The 18,561-nt window shown below is 55.5% G+C and carries 17 protein-coding genes; 3 read left to right on the top strand and 14 right to left on the bottom strand.

The window, feature by feature from the left end; genetic code table 11:
- Nucleotides 1–61 precede the first annotated feature (61 nt).
- The 6 genes from glnB to purL all read right to left on the bottom strand — a co-directional run bounded on the left by glnB (nt 62) and on the right by purL (nt 9,253).
- Nucleotides 62–400 carry a nitrogen regulatory protein P-II gene (gene glnB / locus SD961_RS14410; RefSeq protein WP_013203412.1) on the bottom strand — a complete coding sequence of 113 codons (339 nt, stop codon included), beginning with the start codon at nt 398–400 and terminating at the stop codon, nt 62–64.
- Nucleotides 401–540: 140 nt separating this feature from the next.
- On the bottom strand, nt 541–1,875 hold the full coding sequence (gene glrR / locus SD961_RS14405; protein WP_318791031.1) for a two-component system response regulator GlrR: 1,335 nt from the start codon (nt 1,873–1,875) through the stop codon (nt 541–543).
- Nucleotides 1,872–2,579: a two-component system QseEF-associated lipoprotein QseG gene (gene qseG / locus SD961_RS14400; RefSeq protein ID WP_318791030.1), complete on the bottom strand. Its 708-nt coding sequence runs from the start codon at nt 2,577–2,579 to the stop codon at nt 1,872–1,874. Before qseG ends, glrR begins: the two co-directional genes overlap by 4 nt.
- 2 nt (nt 2,580–2,581) lie before the next feature.
- Nucleotides 2,582–4,009, bottom strand: a complete 1,428-nt coding sequence (locus SD961_RS14395; protein ID WP_318791029.1) for a HAMP domain-containing sensor histidine kinase — start codon at nt 4,007–4,009, stop codon at nt 2,582–2,584.
- Between the two features lie 32 nt (nt 4,010–4,041).
- Nucleotides 4,042–4,707 carry an epoxyqueuosine reductase QueH gene (locus SD961_RS14390; RefSeq protein WP_318791028.1) on the bottom strand — a complete coding sequence of 222 codons (666 nt, stop codon included), beginning with the start codon at nt 4,705–4,707 and terminating at the stop codon, nt 4,042–4,044.
- Between the two features lie 655 nt (nt 4,708–5,362).
- A complete protein-coding gene (purL, locus tag SD961_RS14385; RefSeq protein ID WP_318791027.1) occupies nt 5,363–9,253 on the bottom strand; it encodes a phosphoribosylformylglycinamidine synthase in 3,891 nt (1,296 codons plus the stop codon).
- Nucleotides 9,254–9,518: 265 nt separating this feature from the next.
- Between purL and mltF the strand changes: the two genes are divergently transcribed.
- Complete coding sequence (gene mltF, locus SD961_RS14380) at nt 9,519–10,976, top strand: membrane-bound lytic murein transglycosylase MltF (RefSeq protein WP_318791026.1); 1,458 nt, start codon at nt 9,519–9,521, stop codon at nt 10,974–10,976.
- A 187-nt stretch (nt 10,977–11,163) separates the two neighbouring features.
- Here mltF and tadA read toward each other — a convergent pair whose 3' ends face one another.
- Both tadA and yfhb read right to left on the bottom strand, forming a co-directional pair.
- Nucleotides 11,164–11,676 carry a tRNA adenosine(34) deaminase TadA gene (gene tadA / locus SD961_RS14375; RefSeq protein ID WP_318791025.1) on the bottom strand — a complete coding sequence of 171 codons (513 nt, stop codon included), beginning with the start codon at nt 11,674–11,676 and terminating at the stop codon, nt 11,164–11,166.
- 39 nt (nt 11,677–11,715) lie between these two features.
- Complete coding sequence (gene yfhb / locus SD961_RS14370) at nt 11,716–12,354, bottom strand: phosphatidylglycerophosphatase C (RefSeq protein ID WP_318791024.1); 639 nt, start codon at nt 12,352–12,354, stop codon at nt 11,716–11,718.
- A 301-nt stretch (nt 12,355–12,655) separates the two neighbouring features.
- On the opposite strand from yfhb, the gene SD961_RS14365 reads away from it, so the two are divergent.
- Together SD961_RS14365 and SD961_RS14360 are read left to right on the top strand one after the other, a co-directional pair.
- Nucleotides 12,656–13,495 (top strand): MurR/RpiR family transcriptional regulator, encoded by an 840-nt coding sequence (locus SD961_RS14365; protein ID WP_318791023.1) that lies wholly within the window; start codon nt 12,656–12,658, stop codon nt 13,493–13,495.
- A 57-nt stretch (nt 13,496–13,552) separates the two neighbouring features.
- A complete protein-coding gene (locus SD961_RS14360; protein ID WP_318791022.1) occupies nt 13,553–13,807 on the top strand; it encodes a YfhL family 4Fe-4S dicluster ferredoxin in 255 nt (84 codons plus the stop codon).
- 136 nt (nt 13,808–13,943) lie between these two features.
- On the opposite strand, the gene acpS is transcribed toward SD961_RS14360, so the two are convergent.
- From acpS to lepB, 6 genes are all read right to left on the bottom strand, one after another.
- A complete protein-coding gene (gene acpS, locus SD961_RS14355; RefSeq protein WP_306211241.1) occupies nt 13,944–14,324 on the bottom strand; it encodes a holo-ACP synthase in 381 nt (126 codons plus the stop codon).
- Nucleotides 14,324–15,055, bottom strand: coding sequence for a pyridoxine 5'-phosphate synthase (gene pdxJ, locus SD961_RS14350; protein ID WP_318791021.1), 732 nt, complete (start codon nt 15,053–15,055; stop codon nt 14,324–14,326). Before pdxJ ends, acpS begins: the two co-directional genes overlap by 1 nt.
- Nucleotides 15,056–15,122: 67 nt before the next feature.
- Entirely contained in the window at nt 15,123–15,857 is a 735-nt protein-coding gene (gene recO, locus SD961_RS14345; RefSeq protein WP_318791020.1) for a DNA repair protein RecO, read from the bottom strand.
- A 5-nt stretch (nt 15,858–15,862) separates the two neighbouring features.
- Entirely contained in the window at nt 15,863–16,768 is a 906-nt protein-coding gene (gene era / locus SD961_RS14340; protein WP_306211235.1) for a GTPase Era, read from the bottom strand.
- Entirely contained in the window at nt 16,765–17,445 is a 681-nt protein-coding gene (gene rnc / locus SD961_RS14335) for a ribonuclease III (RefSeq protein ID WP_306211233.1), read from the bottom strand. Before rnc ends, era begins: the two co-directional genes overlap by 4 nt.
- Nucleotides 17,446–17,581: 136 nt before the next feature.
- Nucleotides 17,582–18,544, bottom strand: coding sequence for a signal peptidase I (lepB, locus tag SD961_RS14330; protein WP_318791019.1), 963 nt, complete (start codon nt 18,542–18,544; stop codon nt 17,582–17,584).
- Nucleotides 18,545–18,561 lie beyond the last annotated feature (17 nt).

Raw genomic sequence — 18,561 nt, 5'->3', positions numbered from 1 at the left:
AAATGACATCGCCGCCCTGAAAAGGACGGCGATGGCTGACATTAAGCAGAAGAGGCGAAGATCAGATTGCCTCTTCGTCTTCCTCACCGGTACGAATACGCACCACGCGCGCCACATCAAAGACGAAGATTTTGCCGTCGCCGATTTTACCGGTCTGCGCGGTTCTCATAATGGCTTCCACGCAGGTATCCACGATATCGTCAGCAATCACCAGCTCAATCTTCACCTTCGGCAAAAAATCGACCATATACTCAGCGCCGCGATAGAGTTCGGTATGGCCTTTCTGACGGCCAAAACCTTTCACTTCGGTCACGGTCATTCCGGTGATCCCGACTTCAGCCAGCGCTTCACGCACGTCGTCGAGTTTGAATGGTTTGATAATTGCATCAATTTTTTTCATGGCAGACCCTTTTCATTCCCTCCGCGGCCGGAGAGTAATCTAATCAGTATACGTTCAGCGGACAGCTACCGCTGCGCGGTCTGTCTCTTTTTCAGCGTGTTAAGCTAACATATCTCAGCCGTGATGCGGCACAGAAAAAACTACTCTTTGAAATCAGAGGCATCCAGCTCGTGTCGTGACAGCAGCTTATAGAACTCCGTGCGGTTACGCCCGGCAAGGCGTGCGGCGTGCGTCACGTTGCCTTTGGTCATCTGCAGCAGCTTTCTTAAATAGTTGAGTTCAAACTGATTTCTGGCCTCGGCAAAGGTCGGCAACGCCGTACTTTCCCCGACCAGCGCCTGCTCTACCAGCGCCTCGCCAATTACCGGGGCTGAGGTCAGCGCGACGCACTGCTCAATCACGTTAACCAGCTGACGAACGTTGCCCGGCCAGCTGGCAGCCACCAGCCTCTTCATGGCGTCGGTGGAAAAACTGCGTACAAAAGGCTTATGGCGTTCTGCCGCCTGCTTCAGCAGATGATTTGCCAACAGAGGAATATCCTCTGCCCGCTCATGCAGTGCCGGGATTTTCAGATTCACAACGTTGAGGCGGTAAAAGAGATCTTCGCGGAACTCTTTCTTCTCCATTGCTTTTGGCAGATCGCGATGCGTGGCTGACAGTATACGCACGTTGATATCCTGATCGTGGTTGCTGCCCAGCGGCCGAACTTTACGCTCCTGAAGAACCCGCAACAGTTTTACCTGCAGCGCCTGAGGCATATCGCCGATTTCGTCAAGAAACAGGGTGCCCCCTTCCGCCGCCTGGAACAGTCCTTCACGGCTGCTCACGGCACCGGTGAAGGCCCCTTTGGCATGGCCGAAAAGTTCTGACTCAAGCAGCTGCTCCGGCAGCGCCCCACAGTTAATGGCGATAAAGGCGTGGCCAGCGCGCGGGCTGGCGGCGTGAATAGCCTGCGCGAGAATTTCCTTGCCGGTGCCGCTCTGCCCGTTGATCAGGACACTGACATCCGACTGCGCCACCATTCTTGCCTGTTCCAGTAAACGCAGCATCACCGGACTGCGGGTGACAATATTCTCCCGCCAGGCATCATCACTGGCTGGCGCACGGTGCGCCAGCGCCTGATCGATAGCGCTGTAGAGCGCATCGCGGTCAACAGGTTTGGTCAGGAAGCTGAAAACGCCCTGCTGGGTAGCGGATACCGCTTCCGGAATGGAACCGTGTGCGGTGAGAATGATCACCGGCATACCGGGCTGCTGTTTCTGCACTTCACCGAAGAGGGCCAGACCGTTCATCTCATCCATGCGCAGATCGCTGATCACCAGATCGATTTTTTCACGCTGTAACAGACGCAGCGCTTCAGGCCCACTGGCTGCCGTCTGAACCGTGAAGCCTTCACTGGTCAGACGCATGCCCAGCAGTTTCAACAGGCTGGGATCGTCGTCTACCAGCAGTAAATTGGCTGACTTTTTGATCATGGCTGGGCCGCATCCTCTGAGGTTGATGCCGGGGGCGCGGTTTCTGTCCCGTCGCTTTTCTCCGTATGGCTGTTATCGGAGCTATCGGGTGACCGTCTGGAAGAGAGCTGTCGTTCGATATCGGTTAAAGATTCCAGCTTACGCCGGGTTACATTGAGTTCAGCATTCAGTTTGACCTGCTGCTGCCGCAGAGCGTCCAGCTCTGCATCACTGGTTTGTTGCAGATGATGATAACGGGTTCGCTCTTCAGAAAGTTGCAGCAGCCCCATCTGGTCTTCACGCCAGAGCTGGATCAGCGGTCTGACGGAGGAAGGAAAACTGGCGCTAAACTCATCCAGACGCAGCATAAATTGCCTTCTTTCAACCGGCGTAACGTTGCCATTGGCTAATAACACCCCCTGCTTAAAGGCGCTTTGCCAATTGTCGGCAGGCCAGCGGCGCGCTTCTGCACGCGCTTCCGTAGGGGAAAGGCGCACGGCGCAGTCCATGCTCCGCAGCCAGTAAAGCGAGTTGGAGATCGCTCTGCTTGTGTCGATCTCCCAGATACGTTCACAATCAACCAGCTGGAAATCGACAATTTTGATTTCGGGCTCCGCCAGCGGCTTTCCGTTAACGGTCAGGGCCGATTCGGGAGGTTTGCTGCTACAGGCTGCCAGCAACAGCGCCAGCAAGGTAACGGCTGCGGAAAAGGCGCGCTTTCTCATTATTATGCATTCCCGACAATGGCGTTGAGTTCGATACGAAAACAGACATCAGCCTGGTCAGTCGTTATCAGCTGTAAATCACCCTGCAGACGATGAATACAGTCTCTGGCGATACTGAGGCCCAGCCCACTGCCCTTCACCGCCCCTTTGCGCTGCTGATTCCCCTGGAAAAAAGGCTCAAAAATCATTTTCTTTTCACTTTCCGGGATCGGGCTGCCGGTATTTGCGACTTCAATCAATACCTTCCGGCCCTGCTGCTGAGTGCGGATCCAGATAGTACCGGAATCCCCGCCGTAGTGTATCGCATTCGAATAAAGATTATCGATGGCGCGGGTCAGCAGCGTGGCGTCAGCCCGGCAGGCCGTTACCGGCAGCGTAACCTCGGTTTGCATCATTTTGGCCCTGGCCGTCAGGCTGTGTGAGCTGACGATGCTGCTGATAAGTGGCTCCAGCTGTACCTCGCCCATCGCTACGGGCGCTTCAGAGAGTTTACGGTTGTAGTCCAGCAGCTGTTCAATCAGCCGCTGCAGATGGCGGCTGCTCTGATCCAGAATGGTGACTACCTCCAGCTGATCGGGCGTCAGGGCGCCGACCACCTCATCCGCCAGCAGCGCTGTGCCTTCACGCATACTGGCGAGCGGGGTTTTCAGTTCATGAGAAATGTGCCGCAAAAATTCATGCCGCTGCGACTCCAGCCAGGCCAGCCGTTCACTGAGCCAGAGGATCCGCTGTCCCAGCGAACGCAGTTCGCGCGGGCCTTTAGAGGCGAGATTATGACTGAGCGGCCTGCCCTCACCCAGACGGTTGATCATCCTCTCTACGGCTTTAACCGGGCCAATGATCATGCGGGTGAAAAGCAGTACCAATCCCAGGCTGAGCAGAAAAAGGATCAGCGCCTGCCAGCCAAAATACTGGCCGCGTTCAGCAATTTCCCGCTGCAACTGCAAACCACGGGAGAACACCACTTCACGCGTTGACTGAACCAGTTGAGCATTCGCTTCAGAGAAGGTTTCCAGAGCTGTAGCAGAAGCTTTAACCGGATTACTGTTATCGCAGCTGATTTTACCCAGCAGGTTCAGCGAGCGATGCAGGGTATCGGAAATCCGGCTGTCGGGCAGGACCGATGCCTGCGCATCCAGCATCTGAGCATATTTTGTGCGTTGGGTTTGATAGAGGTTGGCGAGCATCGGATCGTCCAGCACGCAATATTGCCGGTAGCTGCGCTCCAGCTCCAGCGCTGTTCTCGCCATCGCCTCGCTGCGGCGGACGTCAGTCAGGGTGGTACGGTTGGTATCCGCCGCCCTTTCACTCAGCGCCGAAAGGCTTTCCCAGGCCTGCCAGGCCAGTACCAGCAGAGGCAGCAAAACCAGCAGGAACGCCATCAATACCAGCTGACGCAGGGAACGGGGGAACAAGCGCCATTTTTTCACAGGTGTCTCTCAGTTAACGCGCTAAGGCGAAATTACTCTGTATTCTCTTTTCCGTAGAATACTTTGCCCAATTTTATCAGAGGCCTGCCCATGCTTTTGCGATGCTTGTTGCTGTCACGCAGTGAATAAACGCATCCGCAATACTCCTGCTGATAAAACTGTTCACGCTTACTGATCTCAATCATACGTGATGCGCCGCCCTGCTTGCGCCAGTTATAATCCCAGTAAACCATACCAGGATAGCGGCTGGCAGCCCGCGCGCCACAATCGTTAATCTGCTGCATATCTTTCCAGCGGGAGATCCCCAGAGAGCTGCTGATCACGCTGAAGCCATTTTCTGCAGCATAGAGAGCGGTGCGTTCAAAGCGCATATCGAAACACATCGTGCAACGTATGCCGCGCTCCGGCTCCCACTCCATCCCTTTCGCCCTGGCGAACCAGTTATCTGTATCATAATCCGCATCAATAAAAGGGATCCCCTGCTTGTCAGCAAAGCGGATGTTCTCCTCTTTGCGGATGAGATACTCCTTGTGAGGATGAATATTCGGATTGTAGAAAAAAATGGTGTAATCGATACCTGAAGCCTGGATAGCCTCCATGACTTCACCGGAACAGGGAGCACAGCAGGAATGGAGCAAAAGCTTATCAGCCCCCTGCGGTAGTTCAAGCTTTGCGCGTTTAAATGCAGGAATTGTCATAGAAATACGTTTATATAGAGCGAAGTTTTTTAGTGTAGCACCGATTAATAGTGCTCCAAAAGAGAAGGTGGCGGGGAATTGCTCCACTCTGAAAGGGCCAGCGCTGCATCAGCCCCTACTAAGAGGAGAGCCTGAAGCCGCAAACAAAAACGGCAGATTCAGAGAATCTGCCGTTCGGGCTGTGAGGATAATCATCATCACAGAAAATAGGTGGTGCCTAACTCAACGTTGCGTCCGAAGTTTGATAACGTCACAAAGTGAACGATTATCGGTCTGGTGGACGGCAGGCACCGTATTGTGCGTCATTCTGGATGTTATGAAGCGCTTGACCGCTTTCGCAGGGCTGTCGTAACCAGGTGAATGAGCCACTGCAGAGATATTAGCAACAAGCGTGCCAACTTGGCGATTTATTTTTAAACCACTAATAATTAAGTTAAATTTATTTTCATAACTAAAGTGTTTTGAGAAGCCGGACCTGTTGGTCAAAAGAAACTGTCGCCAATTGGAAACATGCTTAGGATTATTCGCAGACAAGCAATAAAAACAATGAGTTATATGTCTCCTTTTGGAGACATGCGCTTACCCTCTCTGTCGCAATAAAGCAACACCGGCGATATAAAGCACAAGGGCAACCAGATGGTTGCCCTTGAAGGATTTAGCCGAGTTGCTTACGCGCATTGCGGAAGATGCGCATCCATGGGCTGTCTTCGCCCCACTCTTCCGGGTGCCATGAGTTGCTCACGGTACGGAATACGCGCTCCGGGTGCGGCATCATGATGGTGACCCGGCCGCTTTCATTGGTGACCGCCGTGATCCCGTTGGGTGATCCGTTAGGGTTCGCCGGGTACTGCTGAGTCACCTTGCCGAGGTTATCCACAAAGCGCAACGCCACCAGGCCTTTATGCTCCAGGGAGGCCAGGTGCGTCTCATCACGCACTTCCACAAAGCCTTCGCCATGAGAGACGGCGATTGGCATACGCGATCCCACCATGCCGTCCAGCATCAGGGAGGGACTGGCGGCCACTTCAACCAGGCTGAAACGTGCTTCAAAGCGCTCGGACTGGTTGCGCACAAAGCGCGGCCAGGCTTCGCTGCCCGGAATAAGTTCGCGCAGGTTAGACATCATCTGACAGCCATTACAGACGCCCAGCGCCAGCGTTTGCGGACGATGGAAGAAGGTTTCGAACTCATCACGCACGCGGGAGTTGAAGAGAATAGACTTCGCCCAGCCTTCGCCTGCGCCCAGTACGTCTCCGTAGGAGAAGCCGCCACAGGCTACCAGCGTCTGGAACTCTTCCAAACCACGACGTCCCGCCAGCAGGTCGCTCATATGCACGTCCACCGCATCGTAGCCAGCGCGGTGGAAAGCGGCGGCCATTTCAATGTGGGAGTTAACGCCCTGCTCGCGCAGAACCGCCACTTTCGGACGCACGCCGGTAGCGATATAAGGCGCGGCGATGTCCTCTTCCGGCCTGAAGGTCAGCGCAACGTTGAGGCCCGGATCGAGATCGTTCTTTTTGGCTTCATGTTCCTGATCGGCACACGCCGGGTTATCGCGCAGACGCTGCATCTGCCAGGTGGTTTCAGCCCACCAGGTGCGCAGCGTCGTGCGGCTTTCGCTGTAGAGAGCAGACTCACCAGAAGTAATGACGAAGCGGTCACCAGGCAGAGCTTTGCCCAGCAAGTGCACGCAGTCGCCCAGGCCATGTTCGGCAAACACCTGCTCAACCTGAGCACGCTCGGCAGCAGCAACCTGGATCACGGCACCCAACTCTTCATTGAACAGCGCAGCCAGCGCATCGCTGCCCAGGGAAGCGATATCCGCCTCGATGCCGCAGTGTCCGGTAAAGGCCATCTCGGCCAGCGTAACCAGCAGACCGCCGTCGGAACGGTCGTGATAAGCCAGCAGTTTGCCAGCAGCCACCAGTGCCTGCATGGCGTTAAAGAAGCCAGCCAGCTGCTGTGCATCACGGACGTCGGCAGGCTTATCCCCCAACTGACGATAAACCTGAGAGAGCGCGGTTGCGCCCAGCGCATTTTTGCCCTGCCCCAGATCGATCAGCAACAGGACATTGTCCTGCTGCGGCTGAAGCTGAGGCGTTACGGTACGGCGAACATCTTCCACACGGGCGAAGGCGGTGATCACCAGCGACAGGGGAGAGGTCATCTCACGCTGTTCAGTACCGTGCTGCCAGCGGGTTTTCATCGACATGGAGTCTTTGCCCACCGGAATAGTGATGCCCAGCGCCGGACAAAGTTCTTCACCCACGGCCTTCACCGCCTCATAGAGTCCGGCATCCTCACCAGGGTGGCCAGCAGCAGCCATCCAGTTTGCCGAAAGCTTGATGCGCTTAAGCGAACCAATCTGCGTGGCGGCAATGTTAGTCAGCGCCTCACCCACCGCCAGACGGCCTGATGCAGCAAAGTCCAGCAGCGCAACAGGGGCACGCTCGCCCAGCGCCATCGCTTCACCGTAGTAGCTGTCCAGGCTGGCGGTGGTCACCGCGCAGTTGGCTACCGGGATCTGCCATGGCCCTACCATCTGGTCACGGGCAACCATACCGGTAACGGAACGGTCGCCAATGGTGATCAGGAAGGTTTTCTCTGCGACCGCAGGCAGATGCAGCACGCGCTTCACCGCATCGGCCACGGTAATGCCTTCGCGTGCCAGCGGCTGGCCCTGCACTTTCAGCGTCCTGACGTCGCGAGTCATTTTCGGGGTTTTCCCCAGCAGGACATCCAGCGGCATATCAATAGGTTTGTTATCGAAATGGCTGTCGGAGAGCGACAGATGCAGCTCTTCCGTGGCTTCTCCGATCACCGCATAAGGTGCGCGCTCACGTTTGCAGAGGGCATCAAACAGTGCAAGCTTCTCGGGCGCTACCGCCATCACGTAACGTTCCTGGGATTCGTTACACCAGACTTCCAGCGGGCTCATGCCTGGCTCATCATTCAGGATGTCGCGCAGATTGAAGCGGCCACCGCGTTCGCCATCACTCACCAGCTCCGGCATGGCGTTGGAAAGCCCGCCTGCACCAACGTCATGGATAAAGAGGATCGGGTTGTCCTGACCCAGCTCCCAGCAGCGGTCAATCACTTCCTGGCAGCGACGTTCCATCTCCGGATTGTCGCGCTGTACGGAAGCAAAATCGAGATCGGCATCAGACTGGCCAGAAGCCATAGAGGAGGCCGCTCCGCCGCCCAGGCCGATATTCATCGCCGGGCCACCCAGGACAATCAGTTTGGCCCCCACGGTGATTTCGCCTTTCTGCACGTGGTCAGCACGGATGTTGCCAATGCCGCCCGCCAGCATAATCGGCTTGTGGTAGCCGCGCAGCTCAACACCGTTGTGGCTGTTCACCTGCTCTTCATAGGTACGGAAATAGCCGTTCAGGGCCGGACGGCCAAACTCGTTGTTGAACGCCGCGCCGCCCAGCGGGCCTTCGGTCATGATATCCAGCGCCGTAACAATGCGCTCTGGTTTACCGAAATCTTCTTCCCACGGCTGTTCAAAGCCCGGAATGCGCAGGTTAGAAACCGAGAAGCCCACCAGGCCCGCTTTAGGTTTAGCGCCACGGCCCGTTGCGCCTTCGTCACGGATCTCCCCACCGGAACCGGTTGCGGCTCCCGGCCAGGGTGAAATGGCAGTCGGGTGGTTATGCGTTTCCACCTTCATCAGGATATGCGTCTCTTCCTGATGGAAATCGTACTGGCCCCGCTCTGCATCCGCATAGAAGCGGCCCACCTGCGAGCCCTCCATCACCGCTGCGTTGTCTTTATAGGCAGAGAGCACGTGATCGGGGGTTTTCTCAAAGGTGTTTTTGATCATTTTGAACAGCGATTTAGGCTGTTGCTCGCCATCAATAATCCAGTCGGCGTTGAAAATTTTGTGACGGCAGTGCTCGGAGTTTGCCTGGGCAAACATGTAAAGCTCAATATCGTTCGGGTTGCGCCCAAGCTTCTCAAAAGCGGCCAGCAGATAGTCGATTTCATCATCGGCCAGCGCCAGGCCCAGTTTACGGTTGGCCTTGTCGAGCGCCTCACGCCCTTCACCCAGAACATCGACGCTTTGCAGCGGCGAAGGCTGGTGATGAGCAAACAGCTGCTCAGCCTGGCTCAGTTCACTGAGGACCACTTCCATCATCCTGTCGTGCAGCAGAGAAGCCAGCTGGCTCCACTGGGCTTCAGTCAACTGAGGGGCCTGCACATAGAACGCCAGACCGCGCTCCAGACGAAGCACCTGAGGCAGATCGCAGTTATGGGCGATATCAGTCGCTTTAGAAGACCACGGAGAAATGGTGCCAGGACGCGGCGTAACCAGAATCAGTCGGCCTTCCGGCGTATGTTCGGCGAGAGAGGGGCCATATTTCAGCAGGCGCTGTAAACGGGCTTTTTCATCAGCGGACAGCGGCGCGCTGACATCGGCAAAATGGACGTACTCGGCGTAAATGTCACTCACCGGCAGGTGAGCATCCTGAAAGCGGGCCAGCAGTTTAGTAATACGAAATGCCGACAGAGCGGGCGAACCACGCAGAATTTCCATCATCAAAATCTCTCGTCAGAGCGTCGGGCGACGCTTCTTTGGGCGCAACAGGGAAAGCGGGCGCTATTATAGAGAATCCGCACCCGTTACGAAACCGTTTGCGTGGAATTTATCGCACCAGGGAATTGGCTGAAATTCACACAATATCGGATTAATTCAGTTGCAGAGGTCCACCGAGTTGCGCAAAATGCCCCACGCTCAGGATCCATTATAGAGATCAAATACTGCCGTTACAGACAGAACCTGAGAGCGACCGAGAGATAACTATTTGAAACGCCTAAAATTTAATTATCTGTTTATCGGGCTGGTCACCCTGTTGCTTGCGCTGGCGTTGTGGCCATCAATCCCCTGGTATGGGGGGCAACAGGACCAGACAGAACAGATAAAATCACGGGGAGTGCTGCGTGTCAGCACCTTAAATAACCCGCTGACTTACTACACCATCAATAAAGCCCCGGCCGGAATGGATTACGAGCTGGCGAAACGCTTCGCCGATTATCTGGGCGTAAAGCTGCAAATCACCGTCCGGCAAAACCTCAGCGACCTGTTTGACGATCTTGAAGATGATAAAGCGGACATTCTGGCGGCGGGACTGATTTATAACAATGACCGCTTGTCCCACTTCCGCACCGGTCCGACTTACTATTCCGTTTCCCAGCAGCTGGTTTACCGGATGGGCAAGCCACGGCCAAAGAACCTCGGTGACATTCATGGCCGGCTGACGGTTGCCTCTGATTCTGCCTATCTTTCCACGCTTCGCGGCATCAAGCAGAACCAGTATCCGGATCTCGACTGGGCTATCTCTACCGATCAGAGTCCCAGCGCCCTGCTGGAAGCGGTGGCGGATGGCAAGCTTGATTACACCGTCGGCGATTCTGTTTCGATTGCTCTGTTGCAGCGCATTCATCCTCAGCTGGCTGTGGCTTTCGATATCACTGAAGAAGAGCCGATTACCTGGTATATGCAGCGCGACCGGGATGACAGCCTGAATGCTGCCCTGCTGGACTACTTCAATCAGATGGGTGAAGAAGGCGCGATGGCCAGGCTGGATGAGAAGTATCTCGGCCATGTGGGTACGTTTGATTACGTTGATACGCGGACTTTCCTGCGGGCGATTGATGGCACGCTGCCCGATATTCGTCCGCTGTTTGAAAAATACGCTACCGGCATCGACTGGCGTCTGCTGGCCGCAATCTCCTATCAGGAGTCACACTGGAATCCTCAGGCCACTTCTCCTACCGGCGTACGCGGCATGATGATGCTGACCCGCAACACGGCTGAAAGTCTGGATGTCAGCGACAGAACCGACCCGGAACAGAGTATTCGGGGCGGCAGCGAGTACCTGATGCGCATGATGGAAAAAGTGCCGCAAACCATTCCGGAAGATGAACGGATCTGGTTTGCCCTTGCCGCTTACAATATGGGTTACGCCCATATGCTCGATGTGCGCAAGCTGACGGAAAAGCAGAAAGGCAATCCGGACAGCTGGGCTGATGTTAAGCTGCGGCTACCGATGCTGAGCCAGAAACGCTATTACAGCCAGACTAATTACGGCTATGCGCGCGGCCAGGAAGCCTACAATTATGTGGAGAATATTCGTCTCTATCAGATGAGCCTGGTCGGCTATCTGCAGGATCAGGAGCGTAAGCTGGCGCAACGGGCGGCTTATGAAGCGGAAATGGGCGATGGCTATCCGGTTGTGGAGCCGAAGATAGCCCTCAATTAACCGGGCAGCGATCTGCCTGCGCTTAAATGGCTGCTGCTTACAGGCCGCTCATTGACGGCAGCTGTTTGTAAGCCCCGCTATTTTTCCCTGAGAGCGTAGTGGTTTATAAATACCTGTAAGCCTGGGACGGCTGATTGCAAACCTTAGCTGCGGGGAATGGCCGGAAGCCAGTTATCACTTCTGGCCGCTACAGCCCGTCATCCACCAGCGCCTGCCGCTGTTTTCGCAGCGCCTTTTTCTCTGCGCGACGATGGCGGAAGAAATCGCTCAGCATGCCCGCACACTCTTCCGCCAGAACTCCCTGTTCGATTTTTATCTGATGATTCATGCCCGGATGTCCCAGCACATCCATCAACGACCCGGCCGCCCCGGTCTTTTCATCGCGCGCGCCAAACACCAGACGGCCAATCCGGCTGTGGATCATCGCCCCGGCACACATCACGCAGGGTTCCAGCGTCACGTATAAGGTCGTATCCAGCAGACGATAGTTCTGCAGCACTTTCCCGCCCTGCCGTAATGCCATAATTTCTGCATGGGCGGTAGGATCGTGATGACCAATAGGCCGGTTCCAGCCCTCGCCTATCACCCTGTTGCCCTGAACCAGCACGGCCCCGACGGGGACTTCACCCTCTTCCCAGGCACGACGCGCAAGCTGCAACGCATGATGCATCCAGACTTCATCACTTACTCTTTCGCTCACCTGAGTCTCCTGCCAAAAATCGCGGCACAGTATACCCTGTTACTCAAGCTGTTGCAGTTCACCCTGCGGCGTGACGCGCCAGCGATGCTGACAGAAAAACAGCAGCGGGTTGTCCTGCTTGCTGTCGCTATAGCCGCTGTAGAGCTGTAACGGAGTACCGAGCTGCTCTTCCAGCCTTGCCACTTTCTCATGCCCCAGGCAGCGCATTGAGAGAACACGCCCACCAAAGCCCCGGCTCATCTGGCTGGCGATCAGTTTTACCTTGGGCAAAAAGGCGGAGTCGAAATAGACCTGCTGCACCAGCGGCTGCGGTGAGCCGGTAATCAGCCAGACGTCGGCATCGGAACTGTTGAGATATTCAGTCAGACGCTGTTGCACCACCGGAAATGCCGTGACCCGTTGACGGAACCACAGCGCAAAGGCATTCTCACGCGCCGTCAGGCTCTTTTCGCTGTGACCGAAAGTGATTGACCACAAAAGCAGACTCATCGGCCAGCGGGCCGCACGCCCTTTAATCAGCAGTCCGGCGCCAATAACGGGCAGTAACGGCACCACCAGCAGCAGGTTGAGCGGCTGGCGCCACAGCAGATAGCGCATAAAGGTGCCGAACATATCCTGCTGATGCAGCGTGCCATCTAAATCAAAAAATACTACGCGTCGTTCCTGACCGGTTATCAAACATGACTCCTCAGGGTGGTTGATCCCCTTAATCGGCTTTAAGAACTACAGGCGAAATGCTCTCGGCCCGGAAGATGGTTACCTTAACAGAGATATGATTGAGCAGCAGCGGTTACCTGCCCAATTCGCCTGCTTACCGGGTAAGTGTAGACAAGCGGGATAAGGATCCGCAGCACTAAACAGAGAGTTAAGCTAATTTTAATCATGGCATGCGATACAACGGCCGATAAACTGACGGTCAGGTCTCCAGCAAGCTATGATCAGAGCCGATCAATCAGGCTGATAAATCAGAGGAATAACGATGAGTTCACTGCTGCGCATCCGCCAGCTCTATCCGGGACTGGCGATGAATGAACGCCGACTGGCCGATTATCTTCTTTCACAGCCCGATCACGCCCGCCACCTCAGTTCACAAAAGCTGGCTGAGGAGTCTGGTGTCAGCCAGTCAAGCGTAGTGAAATTTGCCCAAAAGCTCGGTTACAAAGGCTTTCCCGCCTTAAAGCTGGCGCTGAGTGAATCGCTGGCAGATAAAGATGCCATCACCGTTCATAACCTGATCCTGAGCGACGATCCGCTCAAGATAGTGGGGGAAAAGTTGCTGACCGAGAAGCAGTCCGCTATCCGTGCCACGCTGGATATCAACAGTGAAGAGATGCTGGTGGAGACGCTGCGCCTGCTCCGTTCAGCAAACCGCATCGTGCTGGTGGGCATCGGCGCTTCGGGACTGGTGGCGAAAGATTTTTCCTGGAAGCTGATGAAAATAGGCATCAATGCAGTGGCCGAGCAGGATATGCATGCCCTGCTGTCCAGCGTACAGGCGCTGAATCCAGGCGACCTGCTACTGGCTATCTCCTATACCGGCGAACGCCGGGAGATAAACCTGGCGGCACAGGAAGCGCAACGCGCCGGGGCCAATGTACTGGCTTTCACCGGCTTTACGCCCAATACCTTGCAGCAGTGCGCCACCCATTGCCTCTACACGGTGGCAGAAGAGCAGATGACCCGCAGCGCCGCCATCTCCTCCACCACCGCGCAGCTGACGCTGACCGATCTGCTGTTTATGGCGCTGATCCAACGCGATCCCGAACGCGCTTCCAGCCATATCCGGCACAGCGAAGCGCTGGTTAAAAAGCTGGTCTGACGGAGTGAGGCGCGTATAATACCCGCGCACTTTATCCTGATACTGATTGAGAGAGTTATGGCGCTGCTTATCACTAAGAAATGCATTAATTGCGATATGTGTGAGCCTGAGTGTCCCAATCAGGCTATCTCAATGGGCGAGGCGATTTATGAGATTGATGCCAGCCGGTGTACTGAATGCGTGGGCCATTACGATACCCCCACCTGCCAGCAGGTTTGCCCTATTGTGAACACGATTGTGACCGATCCGGCTCACCGTGAAAGCAGCGACGCACTCTGGGAGAAGTTCGTGGTGTTGCACCACGGGGCATAATGGGGAACAGCCGGGCGGCGCGGGGCCACCCGGTGAGACGATCAACGCTCGCTACTGCTTCAGACGAACAGGACGCTTATGCTGAAGAGTATAATAGTCTCCTGCCATGGATCCCCGGACGATAATCTGGTTCTGCTCAGCTTTCAATAATCACCGTGGCGCAGGCGTAATGACGCTCATCCGCCAGCGTGACGTGAACGTGAACCACGCCCAGTTTTTTCGCCACTTCCTCTGCCTGCAGGAAAAACCGTAGTCCGGGCTTGCCCAGCGCATCGTTGTAGACTTCAAACTGATTAAACGCCAGACCACCGCGGATACCGGTGCCAAAGGCTTTTGCCGCCGCTTCCTTCACGGCAAAACGCTTGGCGAGGAAACGCACCGGTTGCTGGTGAGCCTGATACTGCGCCCACTCATTTTCGCTGAGAACGCGTTTTGCCAGCCTGTCGCCGGAGCGGGAGATGACCCCTTCGATGCGGGAAATTTCCACAATATCCGTGCCAAGCCCCAGAATAGCCATTAGCGGCGCGCTTCCCGCATCAGCGCCTTCATCTCTTTAACGGCATCCGCCAGACCACTCATTACCGCCCGGCCAATAATGGCATGGCCGATGTTCAGCTCGTGCATCTGTGGCAGCGCCGCAATCGGCTGCACGTTATGGTAGGTCAGGCCATGTCCGGCATTGACCTTCAATCCTTTGCCAGCGGCATAGGCAGCCGCATCCCTGATGCGGGCAAACTCTGCCTGACGCTCCCGCCCTTCTTCCGCTTCAGCATAGGCACCGGTGTGAATTTCAATATAAGGCGCGCCGGAAGCCATTGCCGCGTCAATCTGACGATGGTCAGCATCAATAAACAGGGAAACCTGAATGCCAGCCTCAGCCAGACGCGTGACCGCATAGGTCACTTTCTCCAGCTGACCGGCAACATCCAGCCCGCCTTCGGTGGTGACCTCTTCACGTTTCTCGGGAACCAGACAGCAGAAGTGCGGTTTGATCTCGCAGGCAATATCGACCATTTCGTCGGTCACGGCCATTTCAAGATTCATGCGGGTCTGGATAGTCTGCCGCAGAATGCGCACATCGCGGTCGGTGATATGGCGACGGTCTTCGCGCAAATGCACGGTGATACCATCGGCTCCCGCCTGCTCTGAAACAAAGGCCGCCTGTACCGGGTCGGGATAGTTGGTACCCCGTGCGTTACGCACGGTGGCCACGTGATCGATATTGACGCCTAACAACAGTTCAGCCATGACAATCCTCGGAAATTTACAAACAGTGACCACAGTGTACAACGTCCCGGACGCTGACCGGAATGCCCTACTCTTCCCCGGACTGCACGCCTGCGCGTTTTTTCGGCACGAACTGACGGAACAGCTCCTGGCTCTTGAGCGGTTTTCCGCCAAGATAGGGCTTAAGGGCGATGCGGGTAAAGCGCTTAGCTGCGCGCAACGTATCGCTGTCGGGGAAGCTTCGCTCTTCTAACGCCCGCATATGGCGGCCGGTAAACGTGTTGTTATTCTTCACCAGGCTGGCGATAAACCCTTTCTCTTCCCGATAGGTATAGGTCATCTCATCAGAGACTTCTTCTCCGCTGCCTGCACAATGCAGAAAATCCACGCCGTAACCCAGATGACCCAGCATTGCCAGCTCAAAGCGTCTGAGCGCCGGTTCCGGCGAGGCGGTGACGGCAGCCAATTCCTGCAAACAGTAGAGATAATCGAAGAAGAGTTCGGTGAAGGCGGTTTCCTGCTCCAGCACACGCGACAGCAGTTCGTTCACGTAGAGGCCGCAGTAGAGGGTAATACCGGAGAGAGGAAGTGCCAGAGAGATTGGTTCAGCGCCACGGAGCGTTTTAACTTCGCCCCGCCCGCCCCAGCGTACCAACAGCGGCGTAAAGGGCTGTAGCGCACCTTTCAGGCTGGAGCGCTTGCCCCGGGCGCCTTTTGCCAGCACCCGGATACGACCATAATTCTCAGAAAAAATATCGAGCAGCAGGCTGGACTCGCTGTAAGGGCGTCCATGCAGGACGAATGCGCGCTGCCAGCCTTCCATCAGGATCAGAGGTCGTCAGTATAGCCCAGGCTTCGCAGAGCACGCTCATCATCTGCCCAGCCAGACTTCACTTTAACCCACAGTTCAAGATGCACTTTCATCTCGAACATCTCTTCCATATCTTTACGGGCTTCAATACCGATAGTTTTGATCTTGGCGCCTTTATTGCCAATAACCATTTTTTTCTGGCCTTCACGCTCAACCAGAATCAGGCCATGAATGTCATAACCGCCGCGCGCGTTAGTGACAAACTGTTCAATCTCAACCGTAACGGAGTAAGGCAGTTCCGCGCCCAGGAAACGCATCAGCTTTTCGCGGATGATCTCCGACGCCATAAAGCGCTGTGAGCGATCGGTAATGTGATCTTCCGGGAAGTGATGCACCGCTTCCGGCAGACGCTTACGCACTATGCTGGCAATGGTATCCACATTTTTGCCGCTTTCAGCGGAGATCGGCACCACATCCATAAAGTCCATCTGCTGGCTGAGGAACTGCATATGCGGCAGCAGAATACTTTTGTCGGTAATGTTGTCGACCTTGTTGATCGCCAGCAGAACCGGCACTTTATTATCTTTCAGCTTGTTGACCACCATTTCGTCATCGGCGGTCCAGCGGGTGCCTTCAACCACAAAAATTACCAGCTCAACATCGCCGATGGAGCTGCTGGCCGCACGGTTCATCAGGCGGTTAATCGCCCTTTTTTCTTCCATATGCAGACCGGGGGTATCCACGTAAATTGCCTGATAAGGCCCTTCAGTATGGATGCCCATAATACGGTGACGCGTGGTTTGTGGCTTACGTGAGGTAATAGAGATCTTCTGGCCCAGTAGCTGGTTCAGTAAGGTCGATTTCCCGACGTTTGGGCGGCCTACAATAGCAATGAAGCCGCAATGGGGGGTTTGTTCGCTCATTCAAGTCCTAGCTTAATCAGCGCCTGTTCGGCGGCTGCCTGCTCAGCTTTACGACGGCTGGAGCCGGTTCCTACAACCGGGTCCGCCATGCCGCTTACCTGGCAGTGAATAGTAAATTCCTGGTCATGCGCTTCGCCACGCACCTGCACCACCAGATAGGAGGGCAGCGGCAGATGGCGACCCTGCAGATATTCCTGCAGACGCGTTTTTGGATCTTTCTGTTTGTCGCCGGGGCTAATCTGCTCCAGTCGGCTGGCGTACCAGTCGAGGATCAGTTTTTCTACCGTCTGAATATCGCTATCCAGGAAGACGCCGCCAATCAGCGCTTCTACAGTATCGGCGAGGATAGATTCACGACGGAAACCGCCGCTTTTCAGCTCACCAGGCCCAAGACGCAGGCATTCGCCCAGGTCAAACTCACGGGCCATCTCAGCCAGCGTATTGCCGCGCACCAGCGTGGCACGCATGCGGCTCATATCCCCTTCATCAACACGAGGAAAACGGTGATAGAGCGCGTTAGCAATGACGTAGCTGAGGATCGAGTCGCCCAGAAATTCCAGTCTTTCGTTATGTTTACTGCTGGCGCTACGGTGAGTGAGCGCCTGCTGCAACAGTTCCTGATGGGTAAAAGTGTAGCCCAACTTTCGCTGAAGCCTGTTTATTACGATGGGGTTCATGTGTTACCAATATCTGAATGCGTCAAGTGTTCTGCACACGGAACAGGGCTGGCCAGGCCAACACGAAACTGTTTCGTGTGCAGTGGCTGCCCCGCAGGACAACCACCCATTTTACTGCCGGTACCCAGAGGTACCCTTAGTGAATACCACCAATGCGGCTGAGACGAACGCCGGTTGGCCACTGCCCTTCCTGCTTATCAAAGCTCATCCAGATGGCTGTGGCTTTACCTACCAGGTTTTTCTCTGGCACAAAGCCCCAGTAACGACTGTCTGCACTGTTGTCGCGGTTGTCGCCCATCATGAAGTACATGCCTTCAGGTACCACCCAGCTTGACTGAGGCTGACCAGGCTGCTGGTAATAAGAGCTTGCCTGACTTTGCGCCTGCGTCACCAGCAGAATACGGTGAGTCACCTCTCCCAGCGTTTCGTTACGGGTAGCCAGACGCAGCCCACCGCGCATTGAATCGCCCTGAGGCATCTCATAGAACCCATTGCCCACTTCGTTACCATCAAACCCGCTGAAGGTCTGAATAAAGTCGCTTGGCTGCACGTCGGAATAGGTTACCGGCACCGCTTTATCACAATTCTGCTCTGCACAGGTCGGATTAATGGTCACGGTTTTGCTTTGCGGATCGTAACTCACGTGGTCACCCGGCAGGCCGACAACACGCTTGATGTAGTCCAGGCTCGGATCTTTAGGATATTTAAAAACAGCTATATCGCCACGTTCAGGGTGCCCGGTTGGGATCAGCGTCGTCTGAGTGATGGGATCTTTGATTCCATAGGCAAATTTCTCTACCAGAATGAAATCCCCGATCAGCAGCGTCGGCATCATCGATCCAGAAGGGATCTGGAAAGGCTCATAGATAAATGAACGCACCACAAACACCAGCAGCAGCACAGGGAAAACTGACGCTGCCGTCTCCACCCAGCCTGGCTGTTTGGCGGCTTTATTCTGTTCTCCGGCGCTGCCCGCTGCTGCTGCGGCGGTGGCCTGTTTAGCTTTGCGGGCCGGAGCCCACTTAAATTTATCAAAGCACCAGATAATGCCGGTGATCAGGGTCGCTATCGCCAAAATCAGGGCGAACATATTAGCCATTCCAGTTCCCTCGTAGC

The sequence above is a fragment of the Erwinia sp. MMLR14_017 genome, from assembly GCF_033657285.1.
Lineage (GTDB): Bacteria > Pseudomonadota > Gammaproteobacteria > Enterobacterales > Enterobacteriaceae > Erwinia.
Note: the sequence above shows the minus strand (reverse complement) of the source record. Positions and strands in the feature narration are given on the sequence as shown.